Source organism: Nocardia sp. NPDC087230 (assembly GCF_044744725.1).
Lineage (GTDB): Bacteria > Actinomycetota > Actinomycetes > Mycobacteriales > Mycobacteriaceae > Nocardia > Nocardia canadensis.
Window position 1 is genome coordinate 189,238 of record NZ_JBIUYV010000007.1, and the last position, 21,365, is coordinate 210,602.

General features: G+C 70.1%; 20 protein-coding genes. 12 read left to right on the forward strand and 8 right to left on the reverse strand.

What is annotated here, in order from left to right; all coding sequences use genetic code 11:
• Positions 1-35 precede the first annotated feature (35 nt).
• The 10 genes from ctaD to ACIO52_RS23860 all read left to right on the forward strand — a co-directional run bounded on the left by ctaD (position 36) and on the right by ACIO52_RS23860 (position 9,749).
• Positions 36-1,778, forward strand: coding sequence for a cytochrome c oxidase subunit I (ctaD, locus tag ACIO52_RS23815; RefSeq protein WP_218719296.1), 1,743 nt, complete (start codon positions 36-38; stop codon positions 1,776-1,778).
• A 105-nt stretch (positions 1,779-1,883) separates the two neighbouring features.
• Positions 1,884-3,122: a phosphoserine phosphatase SerB gene (gene serB, locus ACIO52_RS23820; RefSeq protein ID WP_394358737.1), complete on the forward strand. Its 1,239-nt coding sequence runs from the start codon at positions 1,884-1,886 to the stop codon at positions 3,120-3,122.
• Positions 3,123-3,204: 82 nt separating this feature from the next.
• Positions 3,205-3,630 carry a protease inhibitor I42 family protein gene (locus tag ACIO52_RS23825; protein ID WP_218719297.1) on the forward strand — a complete coding sequence of 142 codons (426 nt, stop codon included), beginning with the start codon at positions 3,205-3,207 and terminating at the stop codon, positions 3,628-3,630.
• Between the two features lie 74 nt (positions 3,631-3,704).
• Positions 3,705-4,487 carry a peptidyl-tRNA hydrolase gene (locus ACIO52_RS23830; RefSeq protein WP_218719298.1) on the forward strand — a complete coding sequence of 261 codons (783 nt, stop codon included), beginning with the start codon at positions 3,705-3,707 and terminating at the stop codon, positions 4,485-4,487.
• 140 nt (positions 4,488-4,627) lie between these two features.
• Positions 4,628-4,786, forward strand: coding sequence for a hypothetical protein (locus tag ACIO52_RS23835; RefSeq protein ID WP_218719299.1), 159 nt, complete (start codon positions 4,628-4,630; stop codon positions 4,784-4,786).
• An 18-nt stretch (positions 4,787-4,804) separates the two neighbouring features.
• Positions 4,805-5,638, forward strand: a complete 834-nt coding sequence (locus ACIO52_RS23840; protein WP_402646885.1) for an ABC transporter ATP-binding protein — start codon at positions 4,805-4,807, stop codon at positions 5,636-5,638.
• 190 nt (positions 5,639-5,828) lie between these two features.
• Positions 5,829-6,635, forward strand: a complete 807-nt coding sequence (locus ACIO52_RS23845) for an NUDIX domain-containing protein (protein ID WP_218719301.1) — start codon at positions 5,829-5,831, stop codon at positions 6,633-6,635.
• Positions 6,636-6,644: 9 nt separating this feature from the next.
• A complete protein-coding gene (locus tag ACIO52_RS23850) occupies positions 6,645-7,421 on the forward strand; it encodes an enoyl-CoA hydratase-related protein (protein WP_402646888.1) in 777 nt (258 codons plus the stop codon).
• Positions 7,422-7,508: 87 nt separating this feature from the next.
• Entirely contained in the window at positions 7,509-8,486 is a 978-nt protein-coding gene (locus ACIO52_RS23855) for a class I SAM-dependent methyltransferase (RefSeq protein ID WP_218719303.1), read from the forward strand.
• Entirely contained in the window at positions 8,487-9,749 is a 1,263-nt protein-coding gene (locus ACIO52_RS23860; RefSeq protein WP_402646891.1) for a class I SAM-dependent methyltransferase, read from the forward strand.
• Here the strand turns inward: ACIO52_RS23860 and ACIO52_RS23865 are convergent.
• Together ACIO52_RS23865 and ACIO52_RS23870 are read right to left on the reverse strand one after the other, a co-directional pair.
• Positions 9,746-10,285 carry a DUF1697 domain-containing protein gene (locus ACIO52_RS23865; RefSeq protein ID WP_218719305.1) on the reverse strand — a complete coding sequence of 180 codons (540 nt, stop codon included), beginning with the start codon at positions 10,283-10,285 and terminating at the stop codon, positions 9,746-9,748. The genes ACIO52_RS23860 and ACIO52_RS23865 overlap by 4 nt on opposite strands.
• 57 nt (positions 10,286-10,342) lie before the next feature.
• Positions 10,343-11,092, reverse strand: coding sequence for an acyltransferase (locus tag ACIO52_RS23870; RefSeq protein ID WP_218719306.1), 750 nt, complete (start codon positions 11,090-11,092; stop codon positions 10,343-10,345).
• A 134-nt stretch (positions 11,093-11,226) separates the two neighbouring features.
• Between ACIO52_RS23870 and ACIO52_RS23875 the strand changes: the two genes are divergently transcribed.
• Positions 11,227-12,519, forward strand: a complete 1,293-nt coding sequence (locus tag ACIO52_RS23875; protein ID WP_402646896.1) for a PQQ-binding-like beta-propeller repeat protein — start codon at positions 11,227-11,229, stop codon at positions 12,517-12,519.
• A gap of 7 nt (positions 12,520-12,526) precedes the next feature.
• Here ACIO52_RS23875 and ACIO52_RS23880 read toward each other — a convergent pair whose 3' ends face one another.
• On the reverse strand, positions 12,527-13,531 hold the full coding sequence (locus tag ACIO52_RS23880; RefSeq protein ID WP_402646898.1) for a polysaccharide deacetylase family protein: 1,005 nt from the start codon (positions 13,529-13,531) through the stop codon (positions 12,527-12,529).
• Positions 13,532-13,647: 116 nt separating this feature from the next.
• Between ACIO52_RS23880 and ACIO52_RS23885 the strand changes: the two genes are divergently transcribed.
• A complete protein-coding gene (locus ACIO52_RS23885; protein WP_255588010.1) occupies positions 13,648-14,985 on the forward strand; it encodes a putative glycoside hydrolase in 1,338 nt (445 codons plus the stop codon).
• A gap of 40 nt (positions 14,986-15,025) precedes the next feature.
• Here the strand turns inward: ACIO52_RS23885 and ACIO52_RS23890 are convergent, their stop codons facing one another.
• The 5 genes from ACIO52_RS23890 to ACIO52_RS23910 form a co-directional block, all read right to left on the reverse strand.
• Positions 15,026-16,972: a TerD family protein gene (locus ACIO52_RS23890; RefSeq protein WP_316575688.1), complete on the reverse strand. Its 1,947-nt coding sequence runs from the start codon at positions 16,970-16,972 to the stop codon at positions 15,026-15,028.
• Between the two features lie 187 nt (positions 16,973-17,159).
• A complete protein-coding gene (locus ACIO52_RS23895) occupies positions 17,160-17,522 on the reverse strand; it encodes an STAS/SEC14 domain-containing protein (protein WP_218719309.1) in 363 nt (120 codons plus the stop codon).
• A 91-nt stretch (positions 17,523-17,613) separates the two neighbouring features.
• Positions 17,614-18,867, reverse strand: coding sequence for a glycosyltransferase family 4 protein (locus ACIO52_RS23900; protein WP_218719310.1), 1,254 nt, complete (start codon positions 18,865-18,867; stop codon positions 17,614-17,616).
• A complete protein-coding gene (locus tag ACIO52_RS23905) occupies positions 18,864-20,420 on the reverse strand; it encodes a glycoside hydrolase family 57 protein (RefSeq protein ID WP_316575686.1) in 1,557 nt (518 codons plus the stop codon). Before ACIO52_RS23905 ends, ACIO52_RS23900 begins: the two co-directional genes overlap by 4 nt.
• A complete protein-coding gene (locus ACIO52_RS23910) occupies positions 20,417-21,220 on the reverse strand; it encodes a methyltransferase domain-containing protein (protein WP_218719312.1) in 804 nt (267 codons plus the stop codon). The genes ACIO52_RS23905 and ACIO52_RS23910 overlap by 4 nt, the downstream gene beginning before the upstream one ends.
• Between the last annotated feature and the right edge of the window lie 145 nt (positions 21,221-21,365).

The window sequence follows — 21,365 nt, forward strand, 5'->3', positions numbered from 1 at the left end:
CTGCGAGTGACGTACAGGCATCTTCAGGAGGATCAGTGACTGCGGTAGAGCCCAGGCCAGTCCCTCAGTTGGAAGCGACTCGACCGTATCCTGCTCGGACCGGGCCCAAGGGCTCGTTCCTGTACAAGGCGGTCACCACCACCGACCCCAAGGTGCTCGGCACCATGTACCTGGTGACGGCGATCAGCTTCTTCCTGGTCGGCGGTCTCATGGCGCTGCTCATGCGCGCCGAGCTGGCGCGCCCGGGTCTGCAGTTCCTGTCGCCCGAGCAGTTCAACCAGCTGTTCACCATGCACGGCACGATCATGCTGCTGTTCTACGCGACGGCGATCGTGTTCGGCTTCGCCAACATCATCCTGCCGCTGCAGATCGGCGCCCCCGACGTCGCCTTCCCGCGACTGAACGCGTTCAGCTACTGGCTGTACCTGTTCGGCGGCACCATGGCGACCGCGGGCTTCGTGACCCCCGGCGGCGCGGCGGACTTCGGCTGGACGGCGTACGTGCCGCTGACCGACATCCTGCACTCGCCCGGTGTCGGCACCGACCTGTGGATCCTGGGCCTGGCCGTCTCCGGTCTGGGCACCATCCTCGGTGGCGTCAACATGCTCACCACCGTGGTCTGCCTGCGCGCGCCCGGCATGACCATGTTCCGCATGCCGATCTTCACCTGGAACATCGCGGTGACCTCGGTCCTGGTGCTGCTGGCCTTCCCGCTGCTGACCGCGGCGCTGTTCGGTCTGGCCTACGACCGCCACCTGGGCGGCCACATCTACGACCCGGCCACCGGCGGCATCCTGCTCTACCAGCACCTGTTCTGGTTCTTCGGCCACCCCGAGGTCTACATCATCGCGCTGCCGTTCTTCGGCATCGTCTCCGAGATCTTCCCGGTCTTCAGCCGTAAGCCGATCTTCGGTTACACCACGCTGGTCTACGCGACGCTGGGTATCGCGGCGCTGTCGATCGCGGTGTGGGCGCACCACATGTACGCCACCGGCGCCGTGCTGCTGCCGTACTTCTCCTTCATGACCTTCCTCATCGCGGTCCCGACCGGTGTGAAGTTCTTCAACTGGATCGGCACCATGTGGCGCGGTCAGCTGACGTTCGAATCACCGATGCTGTGGTCGATCGGCTTCCTGGTGACCTTCCTCTTCGGTGGTCTGTCGGGTGTCATCCTGGCCTCGCCGCCGCTGGACTTCCACGTCACCGACTCGTACTTCGTCGTCGCGCACTTCCACTACGTGCTCTTCGGCACCATCGTGTTCGCCACCTTCGCCGGTATCTACTTCTGGTTCCCGAAGATCACCGGCCGCATGATGGACGAGCGCCTGGCGAAGTGGCACTTCTGGACCACCTTCGTCGGCTTCCACACCACCTTCCTGGTGCAGCACTGGCTGGGCGCCGAGGGCATGCCGCGTCGCTACGCCGACTACCTGCCCAGCGACGGCTTCACCACGCTGAACACGATCTCCACCATCGGTGCCTTCATCCTGGGCTCGTCGATGCTGCCGTTCGTGTGGAACACCTTCAAGAGCTACCGCTACGGCGAGGTCGTCACGGTGGACGACCCGTGGGGCTACGGCAACTCGCTCGAGTGGGCCACCACCTGCCCGCCGCCGCGGCACAACTTCTACGAGCTGCCGCGCATCCGTTCGGAGCGTCCGGCGTTCGAGCTGCACTACCCGCACATGGTCGAGCGCATGAAGGCCGAAGCGCACGTCGGCTGGGGCTCGGGTAAGCACGCGACGCACGTCAGCGAAGGCGCGCTCGCCAAGAAGTAGGAAAGACCGGAAGACCAGGGTGTGCACCTGCTGGGTGACCAGCAGGTGCATGCGCTTTTTCCTGACGAAGTTGTCCAGGACGGCTCTCCCAGGAAAGGCCCAGATATGGAGCAGATCGACTTGGCCGACACCACAGTTCTCGTGACCGTCACCGGCCCCGACCGACCCGGCGTCACATCCGTGCTGCTGGCGACGCTCTCCCGCCACCAGGTGAGCCTGCTGGACGTGGAACAGGTGGTCATCAGGGGCAGGCTCACCCTCGGTGTGCTGGTCTCGTGCCCCAACGACCCCGAGGCACTGCAGGACGAGCTCGAAGAGGCCATGAACACCGTCGGCATGCAGGTCGACGTGTCGGTCGACGCGCAGATCGGCAAGCCGCCGATGTCGACGCACGCCGTCGTCGTGCTCGGCGCGCCCGTCACCGCGCACGCCTTCAGCGCGATCTCGCGGCTGCTGGCCGGCCTGGGCGCCAATATCGACACCATCCGCGGCATCGCCGACTACCCGGTGACCGGCATGGAACTGATGGTCTCGGCGATCGATTCCGGTGCCGACACCGATTCGCGGCTGCGCACCGCGCTGGCCGACATCGCCGTCGCCGAACAGGTCGACATCGCGGTGGAACGAGCCGGGCTCGCGCGCCGCGCCAAGCGGCTCATCGTCTTCGACGTGGACTCCACGCTGATCCAGGGCGAGGTCATCGAGATGCTGGCCGCGCACGCCGGCGTCGAGGAGCAGGTCCGCGAGGTCACCGAGGCCGCGATGCGCGGCGAACTCGACTTCGCCGAATCGCTGCGCCAGCGAGTGGCCACCCTCGAAGGTCTCGACGAATCGGTGATCGAGGAGGTCGCCGACCGGATCGAGCTCACCCCGGGCGCGCGCACCACCATTCGCACGCTGCGCAGGCTCGGTTTCCGCTGCGGTGTGGTCTCCGGTGGTTTCCGGCAGGTCATCGAGCCGCTGGCGCACGAGCTGGAACTGGATTTCGTGCAGGCCAACACCCTCGAGATCGTCGACGGCAAGCTCACCGGCCGGGTGATCGGCGAGATCGTCGACCGGGCGTTCAAGGCGACCGCGCTGCGCAAGTTCGCGGCCGAGGCGGGCGTGCCGATGGAGCAGACCGTCGCCGTCGGTGACGGTGCCAACGACATCGACATGCTCAACGCGGCCGGTCTGGGCGTGGCGTTCAACGCCAAGCCCGCGCTGCGCGAGGTGGCCGATACGGCGCTGTCGCATCCGTACCTGGACGCGGTGCTGTTCATCCTCGGCGTCACCCGCGACGAGGTCGAGGCGGCCGACGCCCGCGACGGCGGCGTGCGCCGGGTTCCGCTGCTCGGCCGGTAGCCCTGGCGCGTCGCGACCGGTGCGACCCGGTCGCGGCGTTAGCCTCCAGCGCAGGGTGTCCTTTCGGCGTTGGGAGAGTTCCATGCGGAAAATCCTGTTCGCGGCCTGCGCGGTGGCGATGCTGGTCACCGGGTGCGGTGACGACGGCGACGACACCGGGGATCTGTCCTCGACGACGATCGACCTGCCGACCACGGCCGCGCAGTCCGCGGCCGGACCGGTGGAGGTCGACCAGATGTTCAGCGGGAGCACGGTCGCGCTCGGGCTGGGTCAGCAGCTGCTGGTCCGGCTGCCGCAGAACCCGAACGACACCGAGTCCTGGACGCCGGTGAACATCGAGCGCGGGGTGCTGGCGCCGGAGCCGCCGCTGTCGGAGGGCACCAGCACGGTGTGGCCGTTCCGCGGGGTCGGCCCGGGGACCTCGACCATTCAGTTCGTCTACGGTCCGGCCAGTCAGCCGCCGATCGGGCCGGGGCCGGAGTTCATCCTGACCGTGCGGGTCGCCTAGCGTCCACGGACGGCGTGGTGGCCGCCTCGTTAGGCTTGACCCGCAGTGGCGTCGATCGGATCGGGTGTTGTGGCATGGGCAGCGGGGAACTGAGCAGCGTGGAGATCGAGGCGGAGGCCCGCGACGACGCGGCCGCATTCGCCCTCCGGCACGCCGAATTGGCGCGGGGATACGGCGGCAACGGCGATCCCGACGACCCGGCCATGGTCCAGGCCATGCAAATGGTCCTGCACATCCCCAAGGCCGACCCACCCGCGCGCAGCGCGCTGCTGGAAGCCGCGGCGGCCGCGGCGGTGGCCGTGTGCCTGGACCCGCGCTCCGGGCCGGGCGGGGAGTGGGAGCCGCGCTATCTGGCGTGGAAGCGCTCCAGGATCAGGAAGGTGGCGCGGCGGGCGCGCGGCGCGCAGTGGGTCGCGGCGGGCGAGGTCGACGGGGTGACCGTGGAGGTCGACGGCGCGCAGGCGCGCGCGTTCGTCCCCGGCCCGGTGGGCGCGATCGACCAGCGGATCCGCAAGCTCCAGATCGGCGGGACCGACCTCGACCACGACGAGCCCGGCCCACCGGACCCCGACCTGCCCGTGCTGTGGGTCGACGCGGCGCTGGAGATGTCGGTCGGCAAGGCCGCCGCCCAGGTCGGCCACGCGAGCATGCTGCTGGCCGGCGCACTCCCGGTGGGCGCCGCGGCGGCCTGGGCGCAGCGCGACTTCCGGTGCGCGGTCCGCGACGCCGACGAGCGACTGTGGGCGACGCTGGTGGCCGAGGTCGCCGCCGGCCGCGCCGTGGCGGTCCGCGACGCCGGTTTCACCGAGGTGGCTCCCGGCTCGATGACCGTGATCGCGGTGCCCGCCCGCTCCTGATCGGCGCGACACGCGCGAACCGAATTCGTCGATCGGATGACGGATTTCGCGACCCGCCGCCCGGGCTCGGTGTATCCGGCGGACCCCGGGGGTATACGTAACCGACGGCTGGGGGATCGAGGGCGTAGGGAGGTTCCGCGATGGTGACGACGATTGTGGTGATCCTGATCGTGTGGGTGGTGCTGTCGGTGCCGGTGTCCTTCCTCGCCGCCCGGATGCTGCGTGACGAGCCGGACGGGCGCCGCGGTTCCGCGTCGACCAGGAACAACGAATCCCACACGGGCCGGTCGTTCCGCTGAGGGGCCGCGTGGGCCAAGATGGAGCGCGTGTCGCAACCCGATCCCGATCTGCTCATCGACTTCTCCGACGTGACCATCCGCCGCTCGGGCCGAACGCTCGTAGGTCCGGTCACCTGGCAGGTCGAGCTCGACGAACGCTGGGTGGTGCTCGGCCCGAACGGGGCCGGCAAGACCTCGCTATTGAGAATGGCCGCCGCCGAGGTCCATCCGACCTCCGGTGACGCGAACCTGTTGGGGGAGACCCTCGGTCGCGTCGACGTCACCGAGTTGCGGCCGCGCATCGGGTTGTCCTCGGCGGCGGTGGCCAGCCGCATCCCCGTCGACGAGAAGGTCAGCGACCTGGTGGTGTCGGCCGGGTACGCGGTACTGGGCCGGTGGCGCGAACGCTACGACGACATCGATACCGAACGTGCCGTCGACATGCTGGAAACCCTGGGCGCCGAACATCTTTCCGACCGCACCTACGGCACCCTGTCCGAGGGCGAGCGCAAGCGGGTGCTGATCGCGCGTGCCCTGATGACCGACCCGGAACTGTTGCTGCTCGACGAACCGGCCGCGGGCCTGGACCTGGGTGGGCGCGAGGAACTCGTGGAGCGGCTGGGCAATCTGGCCGCCGATCCCGACGCGCCCGCGATGGTCCTGGTGACCCACCACGTGGAGGAGATCCCGCCGGGCTTCACCCACGCCCTGCTGCTCAAGGAGGGCGAGGTGGTCGGGCAGGGACTGCTCGAGGACGTGCTCACCGCCGCCAACCTCAGCGCCGCGTTCAGCCAGTCCATCGCGCTGGACCGGGTCGACGGGCGCTGGTTCGCCCGCCGGGCCCGGCGCTCGGGTCAGCACCGCCGCGCCTGAGGCCCACTCAGTGGGAACCGTCGCGTCGCACCGCGGTCGTCCGGGCTGAACTGTTTCCCCAGCGAACCAAGCGGGCGTTAGGGTGCAGACAGGCCGATGCGACGGCCGCGGTGGAACGGCGTCGGCTCCGGTGAGCCGTCCGATCCACCGCGGCCGTCGGACCGTCGGCCACGTGGTGGAGAGGAACGGTATGAGTGAGTCCGGGGTAGCCGCACGCGACGCGTCGACGGTGATGCTGGTGCGCGACGGCGCGGCGGGCATCGAGGTGTTCCTGCAGCGCCGCGTCAGCGGGATGGCCTTCGCGGGCGGCATGACGGTATTCCCCGGCGGTGGGGTCGACGCCGCCGACGGCACCGCCGACATCGCCTGGGCCGGACCCGCGCCCGCGTGGTGGGCCGAGCGGTTCGCGACGACCGAGCAGGCCGCGCAGGCGCTGGTCGCGGCCGCGGTCCGGGAGACCTTCGAGGAATGCGGCGTGCTGCTGGCCGGGCCGACCGCCGACACCGTCGTCGACGACTCCGCGGTCTATCGCGAGGCGCGCGGCAAGCTCGAGCGCCGGGAGCTCTCGCTCGCGGACTTCCTCGCCGCCGAGGGCTTGGTGCTGCGCGCGGATCTGCTGCGCCCGTGGTCGAACTGGATCACCCCCGAAGCCGAACCCCGCCGCTACGACACCCGGTTCTTCGTCGCCGTGCTGCCGCAGGGCCAGATCGCCGACGGCGCCACCTCCGAGGCTGCCCAGGTCGTCTGGGCGACCCCGCAGGATGCGCTGGCGAGCTGGCGGGCGGGCGAACACGTCCTGCTGCCGCCCACGTGGTCACAGCTCGACGGTCTGCGCGAATTCGCCGATACCGCGGCCGTGCTGGCCGCCGAACGGGCGATCACGCCGATCATGCCGCACTACACGCCCACCGCCGACGGCCCGCCGCTGACCGACTTCCCCGACAACGGCCGGTATTTCGCGGAGCTGCCGCAGTTGGGCGCACTGGGCGGCCGGTAGGTTGGCCGCATGGCCGAATTCGTCACCCTCGAGCTGCCCGCCGACCCGTCCGCGCGCGGCGTCGCGCTGCTGCGCATCGATCGTCCGCCGCTGAACCTGGTCGACGCCCAGCTGGCCCGTGAGGTCGCCGCGGCGGCCGAGACGGTGGCCCGGCACCCCGGCGTGGCCGCACTCATCGTCTACGGCGACGAGCGGGTCTTCAGCGCGGGCGACGAGATGACCGAGCTCGCCGAGCTCGACGCCGGGCAGGCCGCCGCGATGGCGGCCGATCTGCAGGCGGCGCTGGGCTGTCTCACCCGGGTGCCGCAGCCGACCGTCGCCGCGATCACCGGCTACTGCCTCGGCGCGGGCCTCGAGCTCGCGCTGGGCGCCGACCACCGGATCATCGGCGACAACGTCAAGCTCGGCCTGCCGCAGATCAAGGCCGGGTTGATCCCGCTCGCCGGCATCCGCAAGCTGTCGCTGCTGATCGGCGCGAGCCGCGCCAAGGACCTCGTCTACACCGGCCGTTTCGTCGACGCCGAGGAGGCCGCAACGCTCGGTCTGGTCGACGAGGTCGTCGCGCCCGACCATGTCCTCGAGGCCGCGCGCCGCTGGGCCGAGCAGTTCGTCACGGCCGCGCCGCGGGCCCTGGCCGCCGCCAAGGCGGTCTTCGAAGCGGGCCCGCACGGGCACTCCACCGCCGTCACCGAGTGGTCGGCGTTGTTCGACACCGACGACGCGCGCACGGGCACCCGGACCTTCGCCGCGGACGGTCCGAACAGCGCCGTTTTCACCGGACGGTGAGCTGAGACCGGTCATGCGACCAGTTGGAACCGCCGGAAACAAGACCGCCCATTGCGTGCTGAGGGTCTCCTATTACTCTTGGCGGTTATGACGGTCCACCCCGATGACCCGGCGCCGAACCCGCACGCCACCGAGGCCGAGGTCGAAGCAGCGCTGAAGGACACCAAGCTCGCCCAGGTCCTGTATCACGACTGGGAAGCGGAGACGTACGACGACAAGTGGTCGATCTCCTATGACGAACGCTGTATCGCGTATGCCCGCGGCCGGTTCGACCTCGCGGTCGGCCCCGCCCCGCTGCCCTACGAACGGGCGCTCGAGCTCGGCTGCGGCACGGGGTTCTTCCTGCTGAACCTGATGCAGGGCGGGATCGCGAAGAAGGGTTCGGTCACCGACCTCTCGCCCGGCATGGTGAAGGTCGCGCTGCGCAACGCCGAGCACCTGGGCCTGGACGTCGACGGCCGCGTCGCCGACGCCGAGACCATCCCGTACGACGACGACACCTTCGACCTGGTCTGCGGCCATGCCGTGCTGCACCACATCCCGGACGTGGAGCTGGCGCTCAAGGAGTGCCTGCGCGTGCTCAAGCCGGGCGGCCGTTTCGTCTTCGCGGGTGAGCCGACCACTATCGGCAACCTCTACGCCCGCAAGCTCGGCCAGGCCACCTGGAAGGTGACCACCGAGGTCACCAAGCTGCCGTTCCTGTCCGGCTGGCGCCGTCCGCAGACCGAGCTGGACGAGTCCTCGCGCGCCGCCGCGCTCGAGGCCGTCGTCGACCTGCACACCTTCGACCCGAGCGATCTCGAGAAGATGGCGAAATCGGCCGGTGCCGTCGACGTGAAGGCCACCACCGAGGAGTTCGCCGCCGCCCTCTGGGGCTGGCCGGTGCGCACCTTCGAGGCCGCCGTGCCCGACGAGAAGCTGACGGTCGGCTACCGCATGGCGCAGTACCGCGCCTGGCTGGGCCTGAGCTGGCTCGACGAGAACGTGCTGCGCAAGGTCGTCCCGCGCGAGTTCTTCTACAACGCGATGATCACCGGCGTGAAGCCGGGCGCGGCCAAGAAGTAAGTGGGGTACCGCTTCGGCCGCGACGATGTCGCCTTCCTGGGCAGCGCGGCGGGATCCGCCGCGCTCGCCGAGGTCGACCGGCTGGAGCTGACTCCGGCGACGCACCTGCGCGATATCGAGCAGGTGCGTCGCTCGTCTCCGGAGCAGGCCGCCGCGCTGATCGAGACGGTGCGGTTGCGGCGCAAGGCCGCGGTGAAGCTGCCCGCGGCCACCGACTGGCTGTTCACCGACGACGCGTTGCAGCAGGCGACACCCGCGCTGGTCGCCCGGCACCGGGCGGCCCGGCTGGCCGGTAGGGCCGTGCACGACGTCACCTGTTCGATCGGCGCCGAGCTGGCCGAGCTGTCGGCCGTGTGCCCGGCGGTGATCGGCAGCGATCTCGACGACGTGCGGCTGGCGATGGCGGCCCACAATCTCGGCGCCGTGTCGCTCCGCGCGACCGCGGTCGACGCCGAACCACCCGCCGCCCCCGACGCCGCGCCGGGCGCCCCCGAGACCTCGTCGACACGGCGGCGCAACATCGTGTTGGCGAAAGCCGACGCCCTCACCCCGACCACCCGCGACACCGTGATCATCGCCGACCCGGCGCGTCGAGCCGACGGCAGGCGCACCTACGACCCCGCGAAACTCCAGCCCCCGCTGCCCGACCTGCTGGCCGCGTACGCGGGTCGCGACATCGCGGTGAAGTCCGCGCCCGGTCTGGACTTCGACCGCCTCGGCTGGGACGGCGAGATCGAGATCGTCTCCCTCGACGGCGCGGTCCGCGAGGCCTGCCTGTGGTCGCCCGGGCTGACCGAACCCGGCATCACCCGGCGCGCCACCGTGCTCGATTCCCGGGGCGGCGCGACCACGCTCACCGACGCCGACCCCGACGGCATCCCCGAACGCGCCCCCGGTGAGTGGATCGTCGACCCCGACGGCGCGATCGTGCGCGCGGGCCTGGTCCGCCATTACGCCGCGAAACACGGTCTCTGGCAGCTCGATCCGCAGATCGCCTACCTCACCGGCGACACGGTCCCGGCGGGCCTGCGCGGCTTCCGCATCGAGGACCGGTTCGAACTGCGCGAGAAGACCCTGCGGCAGGAGCTGTCCCGGCGCGACTGCGGCTCGCTCGAGATCCTGGTCCGCGGTATCGATCTCGACCCCGACGCGCTGCGCAAGAAGCTCAAGCCGCGCGGCTCGGTTCCGTACACCCTGGTCGTCACCCGGATCGGCCGGGCGGGCGTCGTGTTCGTGTGCACCGCGGTCGCCGCGGCGGCCTAGCCCTCGATCTTCTTCACCACTCGCTGCACCGTGAGCCAGGTGCGGGTGGTGATGTCCTTGCCGTAGGTCTTCTCCAGGCGGGCCATGAAGTCCGGCGTCGCGCCGGTGCTGTTGTCGATGACGGTCAGGAACGCGCGGGCGTCGCGGTCGTAGCCGATGACGCGGGTCAGCGGATCGTCGTCGAACGAGGACAGGTCCGCCTCGCGCATCTCGTGCTTGAAGAAGGTGACCGTCAGATACGAGCCGCGCTCGTGCGGGAGCCCCTCGAACGGGTCGCGATCGAGCAGCGCGCGCAGCACACGATGGCTGCGGATGATGGTGCCGCCGGGAATGCCGAGCTCGGCCGCCAGCGCCTCCTGGATGCGGTCCTCGAGGTCGGCGGGATCGTCATCGGTGCGGAACACCAGATTGCCGCTCGTGAGCACCGAGGCCACCTTGTCGAACCCGAGCCCTTCCAGCACCCCGCGCAACTTCTCGTTGCGCATGTTCGGGTTGGTCGGCATGATCCCCCGCAGCAGCGCCGCATAGCTCTCCACGGAGCCGACCGTACCGACCGCCACCGACACGCACCATCGCAGCGCGCCGCGACGACGTCAGGCCTGCGCGGCGGCGGCGTTCTTCTTGCGCTCGATATCGGCCAGCGCGGCCAGGTAGGCCTCGCGCTCCTCGGCGCTCGCGTCCCAGGCGACCTTGCGGTTCTTGACGACCTTGGCCGGGGCGCCGACGGCGATGCTGTAGTCCGGGACGTCACCGCGGACCACGGCGTGCGCGCCGAGCACACAGCCACGGCCGACACGGGTGTCGCGCAGCACGGTCACCTTGGCCGCGATCCAGGTGTCGGGGCCGATCCGGACCGGGCTCTTGACGATGCCCTGGTCCTTGATGGGCAGGGTGATGTCGTCCATCTTGTGGTCGAAGTCGCAGATGTAGCACCAGTCGGCGACCAGCGTGGACTCGCCGATCTCGATGTCGAGGTAGGTGTTGACGACGTTGTCCTTGCCGAAGACCACCTTGTCGCCGATGCGCAGGGAACCCTCGTGGCAGCGGATGGCGTTGCCGTCCCCGATGTGCACCCAGCGGCCGATCTCCATGCGGGCGAATTCCGGCGTCGCGTGGATCTCCACATTGCGGCCGAGGAACACCATCCCGCGCAGCACGATGTGCGGGTTGGCCAGGCGGAACTTGGCCAGCCGGTAGTACCGCACCAGGTACCAGGGGGTGTACGCGCGGTTGGCGAGCACCCAGCGCAGCGAGTCCTTGGTCAGGAACCGCGCCTGCTGCGGATCGCGGCGGCGGGAACCACGCCAGCGCGCGCTCAGCGGCGCGCCCCACATGCTCGTCACGAAGTACTCTCCCGTCGTGATCGCACCGGGCCAGCCCCGGGGATTCGGTCGTCGGTTACACAGAGTACTTTCGGAGCGCACGCCTACCGTGCGATACCCCGATCATCGGCTCGATTACCCAGGGAGATCAGCAGGTGCGAACTCGGACTCGCGTCGCGGCCTCGCTCGCTGCCGCCGGTGTGGTGGCGTTGGCAGGATGCGGCACCGATGTGGACGACATCACCGTCGGCGGCGGAAAAGGCTGGCCCGCAGCCCATCACGACGGCCGCAACGGCGGGGCGAGCCCGGTGGCCGGCGCGGACGCGATGACGCTGAGCTGGTCACGTCCGGTGGGCGGCCCGATCGCCCAGCCGCTGACGATCGGCTCCGAGGGGCAGATGTTCGTTACCTCGAGCACCGGCAACTGCGCGATCTTCTCCTTCCAGATGCGCACCGGCCGCAAGCGCTTCTGCAACCCGCTCGGCCCGTCGACGATCGAGGCGCCGACCGTGGTCGACGGCGTCAGCAACGTCTACGTCGGCGACGACGGCGCGGTGAACTCCTTCAACTACCTCGGCCAGCCCCGCTGGCGCACGCCGGTGGCCGGTGTCCCGGTGGCGATCCAGTTCACCGGTGACGGCCGCGTGCTGACGGTGACCCAGTCCGGTCAGGTCGACATCCTGAGCCGCCAGACCGGCGGCCGCGAGGTGCCGACCCTGCAACTGCTCGGCGAGCCCGACTTCCTGCAGCTGCCGGGCCTGACCCGCCCGGCCTCCGGCGACGGCCTGGGCGACTGCCGGACCGGCGGCCCGCGCTGCGCGGTCGCCAACACCACCGCCGTCGACGCCGAGTCGGGTCGGTTCTTCGTCACCGTGTGGGAGCCGGGCAAGGCGGCCGCCTCGCTGCGGTCGATGCGCTACGCCGACGGCAAGGTCGTCCAGGAGTGGAGCGCCGACATGCTCACCGGTGGCAGCGCCACCAGCCCCACCCTCTCCGGTGACGGCGACACCGTCTACATCGGCGACAACAGCGGCCGCCTGATCGCGGTGAACGCCGAGGACGGCAGCACCCGCTGGACCCACGCGCTCGGCTGGACGCCCAGCGGCGGCATCTCCGTGGTCGACGACCTGATCATTCCCGCCGGCGACGACGGTCACCTGATGGCCGTGCACGACCGTGGTGACCGCGCCGAGCCCGCCTGGGAGCGCAAGGACCTGACCCTGCGCGGCACCCCCGCCCAGACCGCGGGCGGTATCGGCTACACCGTCGCCGCCATCGGCGCGGGCCTGAGCCTGATCACCTTCGACACCGCCACCGGCAACACCGTCGACTCCGATGTGCTGCCGGGCGCCACCGGCACCACCACCGGCACCTCCGTCGGGCCGAAGGGCGAGGTCGTCGTCGCCACCCGCGTCGGCGAGATCTTCACCTTCACCCCCGACGCCTGATCGACCGTCAGTACGGGTTGCTCCGGTCCGCCCAGCGCGCGCCGATCTCCGCCGTGAGGTGGCGGGGGAACGAGACGCGGGCCGGGTCGCCGTCGGCGGTGTAGCGCTGCTCCGGGTGCGCGGCCAGCCGGTCCAGCCAGTAGCCCGAGTCGAACGGGACCGCGCCCCGGCCGGATCGGATGCGCGGCACGGCGAGCGGGTCGATCGCGCCGTACGGTGCCGGGGCCGGGCCGGCGCCGACCAGCATGACGGCCTCGAAGCGGTAGCCGGTCCCGTCCCAGCTGCCCTCTGCGGCCAGCGCGCGCTCGCGCGGGTAGATGCCCAGCGGTAAGGCCATGGTGCGCACGGCGACTCCCGGCGCGGCCGTGGTGATCGCGCGGACGTTGTGCGCCAGTTCGCGTTGCACGCCGTCGGCGTCCAGGATCGCGAGATTCGCGTGATCGGCGGTGTGCGCGCCGATCTCGTGGCCGTGGGCCGCCAGCCAGGGCAGCGCTCGCGGGTCGCCGCCGAACGGGTCGTTGTTGACGTAGAAGGTGGCGACCGGTCGGAAATCTGGGTAGCGAGCGCCGAATTCGGCCAGGATCCCCGCGGCGCTGTCGGGGGACACGGCACCGCTGTCGGTGAACGAGAGCTGGCTGCCGGTGGAATCGTCGAAGGTGAGCACGACCGGGTGCGTGCCCGCGGGCAGGTCGAGATCGCCGGCGAGGTAACTCGCGGCGGTCACCGGACGGTAGCCCTCGCGATAGAGCCGTTCCAGCTCGTCCCGGAACTCGGCCGGGGTCTGGTCGTATTCACCGGCCGGGTGCGGGGTGATCTGGTGATACATCAGCACCGGGACGAATCCCAGCTCGTTGGCGGCGATCTCGGCCGGATCCGGCGGTACGGGTTTCGCCGTCGTCGCCGGTGGTGGTGCGGCCGGGGCCGCTGCCTGCGGTGTCGCGCAGGCGGTGAGCGCGGTGATCAGCACCAGCGCGGGCACGAGTCGCAGGGCAACGTTCGAACCGCCGGTCATCGCGGCGATATTACGCGGCGGCGGAGGTTTTCCCCCGATCTTGCGATAACCCGCGGACAGTCCGCGCGACTGCGCCATAGTGGCCTGGCGAACGGTAGTGGAAGTTGGTGCGGGCGTTGGGATTGCGGATCCGGTCGGGCGAGCGGCGGCGGTGGGCGACGATCGCCTCGGGTGCTGTCCTCGCGATGGTCATCGTGGCGATGGTGGCGGGATTCGCGCTGAGCAGAACGGCTTCCGAGCCGTCGGCCGATACCGTGCCGCCGGTGCTCGAGGTCGCACCAGCGGAGCTCGCGCGGTCCTATCGCGCACCGATCGTGGTGCGCGGCAAGGCTGTCGACGCGGTCCGCGTGTCGATCGGCACCGACGCGGTGACACCCGCCGCGGACGGCACCTTCGAGATCTCGGTGCCGTGGGCGCCCGCCGTCGAGGTCGTCGCGGTGGACGCGGCCGGTAACCGGAGCAGCGCGATCGCGGTCTCGGCGGTCGCGCTGCCGCGGATGCGGGCGGTGCACGTCACCGCGCACGCCTGGTCGCACGAGGGGCTGCGCGAGGCCGTGCTCGATCTCGCGCGCGAGGGCCGCATCGACACCGTGCAGCTCGATATCAAGGACGAGGACGGCGTCGTCGGTTACGACTCCCAGGTCCCGCTGGCCCGCGAGTCCGGTGCCGTCGCCGATATCTACGACGCGCCGTCGGCCCTGCGGCAGCTACACGAGCTGGGCCTGCAGGTGGTCGGGCGCATCGTCGCCTTCCGCGATCCGACCGTCGCCGCGTGGGCCTGGCACAACGGCCGGCCCGACTGGGTGGTCCAGAACCCGTCCGGACAGCCCTATTCCAGCCATTACGGCCCGATCGCCTTCACCAATGTCGCGCATCCCGACATCCGTCGCTACACCATCGATCTGGCGGTCGAAGCCGCCCGGCTCGGCTTCGACGGCGTCATGTACGACTACGTCCGGCGCCCCGACGGCAGCCTGACCAGCATGCATTTCCCCGGCCTCGCCGGCACCCCCACCGACGCGGTCGCCGGCTTCCTCGCCGAGAGCCGCTACCCCGTCCACCTCGCCGGTGCGCACCTGAGCGCCGCGGTCTACGGCATCGCCGCCACCCGCCCCGAGCAGATCGCCCAGGACATCCCCCGGATGGCCCGCAACGTCGACTTCGTCGCCCCCATGCTCTACCCCTCCCACTGGAACTCCGGCGAATACGGCGTCCCCGACCCCAACGCCCAGCCCTACGACATCATCGCCCGCTCCCTGCACGACTTCCGGACCAGCACCGCGGGCACCGGCGCGAAGGTCATCCCCTGGCTCCAGGACTTCAGCCTCGGCGTCCCCTACGGCGACGCCGAACTCCGCGCCCAGATCGACGCCACCCGAGACACCGGCATCGACAGCTTCTTCCTCTGGAACGCCGCCACCCGCTACCACAGTGGCGGCATTCCCCCAGCCTGAGTTCGTCGCCGACTCGGGCTGGGGCGGTCCCAGCGAATGCCTATTCGGCCGGTTCGGCAGGGGCGATGTCGGCCTGGATCGGGGCGGCAGGCACCCATTCGCGGAGCGGCTGCACCACCGTGCCGTAGAAGGCATCGGTGGCCGAGGTGACGCTGGTGATGAAGCTGGCGGCGGTGCCGGAGCGTTTGCTACCCATCGGGAAGGTGTGTTCGAGGGTGAACGAGACGATCGGGGCGGTGCGTCCTTCGGTGAGGGACCTCGGGTTCGCGCGGACCGTGTCGAGCAGTTCACAGGTCTCGTTGCCACGTTCGGCGAACACGGCTTCGATCTGGAGGCGGCCCGGGGCGTCGGTGAGTTGCTTGGTCAGCCACGAGACCCGCCGGGCAGCCGTTCCTTCGTCCGGTGCGGCGATAGTGGTGCGGCAGCGCACCTTGTTGGTGCGGACATCGGCGACGATGGTCAGTTCGCCCGCGGTGTCGGGGATTCGCAGCACGGCCTCGAAGGAGCCGTCGGTGGCCAACCGTTCGGCGACAGCTGCCGCGCGAGCCGCGGGATCGGCCCGATACTTGCGGGCGAGCACGTGTTTGACCTCGACGCCGAGCTCCGCGGTGAGTCGCAGGGCCAGGTGCCTGCTCAGCGATACCCACGTATCGGCTACCGCCAGCGCTTTCTGATCACCTGCGCGCAAGGTGCCCGCGGTCACGGCATCGCGGACGGTCACCCAATGCCTGCCCATGTCGACGAATTCCGCAGCGCCCGACCGTGGATGGTCGAGGAAGCGCAGGAACTCGGCCAGTATCCAGGACTGCAGCGGGTCGTCGATATCACCGTGTGAGAGCAGCATCCTGGCCTCGTGGGCGATCTCGGCCCAGGACAGATGGCGCAGGGCGACTTTCGTCAGTTTGCGGCGGTCGACCTGCACCGGGAGCTCGCCCGGGCTCGCGGGAATGTCATTGGACAAACTCACGACGACGTCGTACTTCTTCCGCCGTGCGATGTCGAGATAGCTCTCGAGCTGGTCCTTCCTGAGCTTGCCGCTGCCGGTTTTCACCTCGAGCAGCCCGGTCCACTGTCTGCTTCCCCGGCTCACTTTCAGCACGGCATCCGGGACGACCTTCGAGTCGCCTGCCTCGTACTGGACTTCGATGTAGCCCTCGAATGCGCCTGCGGGGGCGCCCATCCTGGCGCAGACGGCGCGGGCGAACGGTCGCACCGCCTGCATGGTCGCGATCAACGCCGAGGTGGTGCGCCGTTCCTGCTCTTCGCCCGCGCCGACGCCGATCACCGAGAACAGCCGCGCGGGTTGCCATCCCTCGGCCTCGGCCTGCCGGAATTCGATCGGCTTGACCTTGCGGACCGGACGCTTGGCGGTACGGACACCGCCGACCCGAGCGGGTTTCGGTGCAGGCGCGGGTTGTGCCGGTTCGACCGGCGCTTCGGCCGGTGACGGTTCGGCGTCATCGATCGACACACCGAAATCTGTTGCCAGCCCACTCAGTCCCGAATCCCAGCCCTGGCCGACCGCGCGGACCTTCCACCCGCCGTCCCTGCGGTAGACCTCCCCGAACACGAACGCCGATTCGGTGTCGGCGTCGGCGGTCAGATACTCGGCCAGCGATCCCCCGGCCGGATCGATGACATGGAGAGCGAGCTTGCCGAGATCACCGAATGTTCCCGCGCCGACACTGCCCGCCAGGGCGATGGTGTGCACCCGATCCGGAACGGTGGCGAGGTCGATCGAGACCCTGGCTTGCATACCCTCCTCGGTCACGCTCGTCCCGAGAAATCGCACCGACCCGTCGGGGGATTCGGGCTGGTTGTAGAACACGAAGTCCGCGTCCGAGCCGACCCTGCGGTCGGTGCCGAGTAGCAGTGCCGAAGCGTCGACTTCGACCGCCGGCTCCGGCCAGCCGATCAGGATGTCGATACGGTCGACATCCTCCGGCAGTGCGATGTTCTGGCCCTTGGACAACAGTGAAGACGACACAGCAGCTCACCCTTCGAGGCTCGGCACGACACTCACCCGCAAGGCGATGCAGCCGACCCACCCGCTGACCCCCTTACCGCACACCACGATTCAGCGGCGATGCCGAGGAATGTCGGTGCTGAGGCCGCAGGTGTTACACAACTCACGTTTAGATGAGCGGAACTATCGTGACCAGCGACGACGATTGTCATCCCGCCCAGGCGATGGCGTCGGGTTCGGCGGTGACGGGGAAGACTCGGACTTCGGCGGGGATGAGGAAGCCGAAGAGGTGGACGGCTTCGCCGAGGGCCTTGTGGTCGGTGACCAGGGCGATGCGGCCCCAGGCGCTGCGGGGGACGCGGACGAGTTTCAGGTCCTGCCACATGGCGTCGAGGGAGTAGCGGTCGAAGTCGGGGCCGAGGACGTAGACGAGGTTGATCGGCTGTTCGTGCTGGAGGGCCGCGTCGATCGCCGGGTCGAGGACGGTGGTGTAGTCCTCGGCGGTGACGGTGCCGGTCGCGCGCAGGCCGATGGTGGCGGCGGGCAGGTGCGGAATCGGTTCCAGGGGCATGGTCGGCTCCTTCGTCGTGGTGGTCGGCACCAGCGACGGTAGAGCCGGGGGAGGACCCCGGCGTCATGCGTTGTGGGTGAACTGGAGCTGCCTACTTCGGGTCGCGCTCGGGCAGCGGACGTTCCACGATGTCGGGACGGCCCAGCGAGGTGCGCACCCGGCGTTTGGCGGCCGAGTAGACCTGCGCGGTCTCCGCGGCGACCACGTCCCAGGCGAAGTCGGCGGTGAGCCGTTCGCGGGCGTTGTAGGCGCGGTCCTGGGCGGTCGCGGGGTCGTCGAGGACGGCACGGGTGGCGTCGACGATGCCGTCCACGTCGGCCGGTTCGAAGGAGGCGCCGGTGACCCCGTCGATGACGGCCTCACCGAGCCCGCCCGCGGTGGAGGCGATCAGCGGAACACCCGCCGCGGCCGCTTCCAGGGCGACGATGCCGAACGGCTCGTACCGGCTCGGCAGCACGATGGCGTCCGCGCCGTGCAGCCAGCCCAGCAGCTCCGAGTGCCCGAGACTGCCGACGAACTGCACCGCCCTGGCCACGCGATGCACCCGCGCCCGTTCCCGCAGCCAGTCGAACTGGGTGCCGACACCGGCCACGGTCAGGGTGGTCCCGGGGTGGGCGCGCCGGATGCGGGGCAGCGCCGCGATGGCGTCCTGCACGCCCTTCTCGTATTCGAGCCTGCCGACGTAGAGCAGCTTCGGCGGCCCGGAGCGCGGTGCGCGCGGCCGGAAAGTCCACGCGCCCACGTCGATGCCGTTGCGGATCACCGTGATCGGCGCGAGCTCGGGCCCGTAGAGCCGTTCCACCTCGTCCTGCATCGAGCTCGAGCAGGTGATCAGCTGATCGGCCTCGTTGGTCAGCCACCACTCGACCGAGTGGACCTGCTTGTTGACCCGGCCGGACACCCAGCCGCTGTGGCGACCGGCTTCGGTGGCGTGGATGGTCGCCACCAGTGGCACGTCGTAGTACTCGGCCAGCGCGATGGCGGGGTGCGCGACGAGCCAGTCGTGCGCGTGCACCACATCGGGCGTCCAGCCCTCGCCGACGCCCGGCTTGCCCAGGGCGACACCGGCGCGGACCATCGCGTGCCCCATCGCCAGCGTCCAGGCGAGCATGTCCTCGCCGAAGTCGAAGCAGGGCGGGTCCTCGGCCACCGCGACGACGAGTACGCCGTCGGCGATGTAGGAGTGCGTGGGGTGGGTGATCGAGTCGGTGCCCGTGGGCCTGCGCGCCAGCACCACGACCTCGTGACCGGCGGCGGCCAGCTCCACCGCCAGGTGATGGACATGTCGACCGAGCCCGCCGACCACGACCGGCGGGTACTCCCACGACACCATCAAAATCTTCATGCGAATCCTTCAGCGGCGGCCGACGGGACAGCGCTCGGCAACCGCCGCGCGTCCAGACCAGGGAAGAATCCGTCGGCCAGGTTCCATCCTGCCGCGAGACGGGCCGCTTTGGCGAACTGGCCGGCCCCGATGGCCTCGGCGAGTTCGCGGACCGCGTGCGCGTGCTCGTGTGCCCGATCCCGGGCGTACCCGGCGGCGGAGTCCTTGGAGACCATGAAGGCCCAGTCGCTGGAGACGGTGAGAATCGCCTCGCGCAGCAATTGATCGGCGACCGGATCGCGCAGCGAACCGTCCCGGCCGACCTTGTCGAGGGTGTCCAGCGCCAGCCGGACGACGTCGGCGTTGAGCTCGACGAGGTCGGCGACCTGGTCGCCCGCCCACACCCGCCAGTCCTTGCCGGAACCCCACGACGAGTCGTTGAGCTGCACGGGTTCGCCCACGAAGCCGTTGTCGCGGGCGTCGGCGAGGGTGCCGACGGTGACGCCCGCTTCGGGCAGCGCGCGCAGCACCTGTTCGAGCCAGGCGGGACCCTCGTGCCACCAGTGACCGAACAGCTCGGTGTCGAAGGCGGCCACCACGAGGGCGGGCCTGCCGATCCGCGCGGACTCCTCGATCAGCCGGGCGCGCACGGTCTCGACGAAGTCGGCGACGTCGCGGGTGATGGCGGTGGCGGCGAGCTCCGGATCGTAAGGGGCCTTGTCAGGACCGGCGACGGTCTTGCCGGTCACCCGGGACGGTTTGAGACCGGTCGCGTGGTCGTAGTGGTGGAAATCGCGGTAGGCGCTCTGGCCCGGATAGCCCTGTTTCGGCGACCAGACCCGGTAGCTCACCTGGAGATCGCGGCCGAACGCGAGCACGTCGGCGTCGCGAACGGGTCTGCCGAGGGTGGTGTCACCGCGCAGCGACGGGCCGTCGACCATGAAATGCGTCACACCCGCGGCGTCGTAGTTCCGCTCCATGCCGGGGGTGTAGCCGCACTCGGGTGCCCAGATGCCGGTGGGGGTGGTGCCCCAGCGCAGGCGCGCGTCGGCCAGGCCCTCGGTGAGCTGGAACTGCCGAAGTCGCTCGTCGAGCAGCGGCTGGAACGGATGCGCCAGCGGGCCGCCGAGCAGCTCGATCGCGTCGGCGTCGATGAGCGAGCGCCACACCGGCGCGCTGCCGTGCCGCCAGTCCCGCTCGAACTCGGCCAACGCCGTTGCGGCGAGCCGATGTTCGTGCCTGCCCAGCGCCACGTTGCCGGACATGGACGCCTCGTCGGCGCGCAACTGCCAGTTGCCCAGCCAGTGGTGCATGCCCGCCAGGCAGTGCGGATCGTCGAGCTGGGCGGCCAGCACGGGGGTGATGCCCAGGCTCAGCAGGTGTGTACGGCCTTCGGCCGCAAGGTTTTTCAGGACCCGGACCACGGGCAGGTAGGACGCGGCCCAGGACTGGTAGAGCCATTCCTCGCCGACCGGCCAGCGCCCGTGATGGGCCAGCCAGGGCAGGTGGGAATGCAGGACGAGCGTGAACTGGCCCGGCACGGAGCCGGACCGGGCGGAGCGCGAATCGGTCAAGGCCTTGCCTTTGCGGCGCTTGCCTTCTCGGCGATCGCGACCAGGTCCAGGCTCGCGTCGATCTCACCCGCGCGCAGGTCGAAATCGTCGATGGTGACGGCGGCGACGTCGGCGGTCAGGTCGGCGGGCCACGGCTCACCGGCCAGCGCGCGCTCGATCTGGGCGTCGATGAAGGACCCGCCGTGCTTGGCGTCCAACGCTTTCAGGCTCGCGCCGTGGTGCACGCCGAGCATCTCGGTGACCGTGAAACCGGCCTCGACCAGCAGTTCGGTCAGCTCGGCGGCGTTGAGTTCGCGGGTGTGGAACGGGTTGAGCGGGGTGTCGCGACCGGGAGAGAAGGTGATCCGGTTCGGGGTGCTGATCAGCAGCTGCCCGCCCGGGCGCAGCACCCGCAGGCACTCGCGCAGGAACTGCGCCTGGTCCCAGAGGTGCTCGATGACCTGGAAATTCACCACGACATCGACGGATTCGTCGTCGAGCGGCAGCTCGGCGAGATTGCCCTGGATCATCTCGACCCGCGGGTAGCGCGCGCGCACGTGCGCGACGGCGCCGTCGTCGTAGTCCACGCCGACGACACGCGCGGCCACGCCGGCGATCATGTCGGCGCCGTAGCCCTCGCCCGAACCCGCCTCGAGCACGGTCTTGCCGGTGCACCGGTCGAGCAGGCGGGCATAGGCGATCTCGTGCCGACGGAACCAGTAGTTCTCCTCGGCGATGCCGGGCACGGTCCGCTCACCGGTCAGCGGCAGTGGTTCATGTGTGGCGGCCACAGGTGCGGCAGGGATCACAGCCTCGCTCATTTCTCCGACGTTACTGGTACCGCCGGTTCCCCCAGGACTCAGGGATCGGTTCCGAACCCCTTGTGCATGTAGGTTACCCACGAGTAACTTAGCGTAGGGTAGTGTTCCGCTCTGAGCTACTCACACGGACGTACGGCCCAGCTCG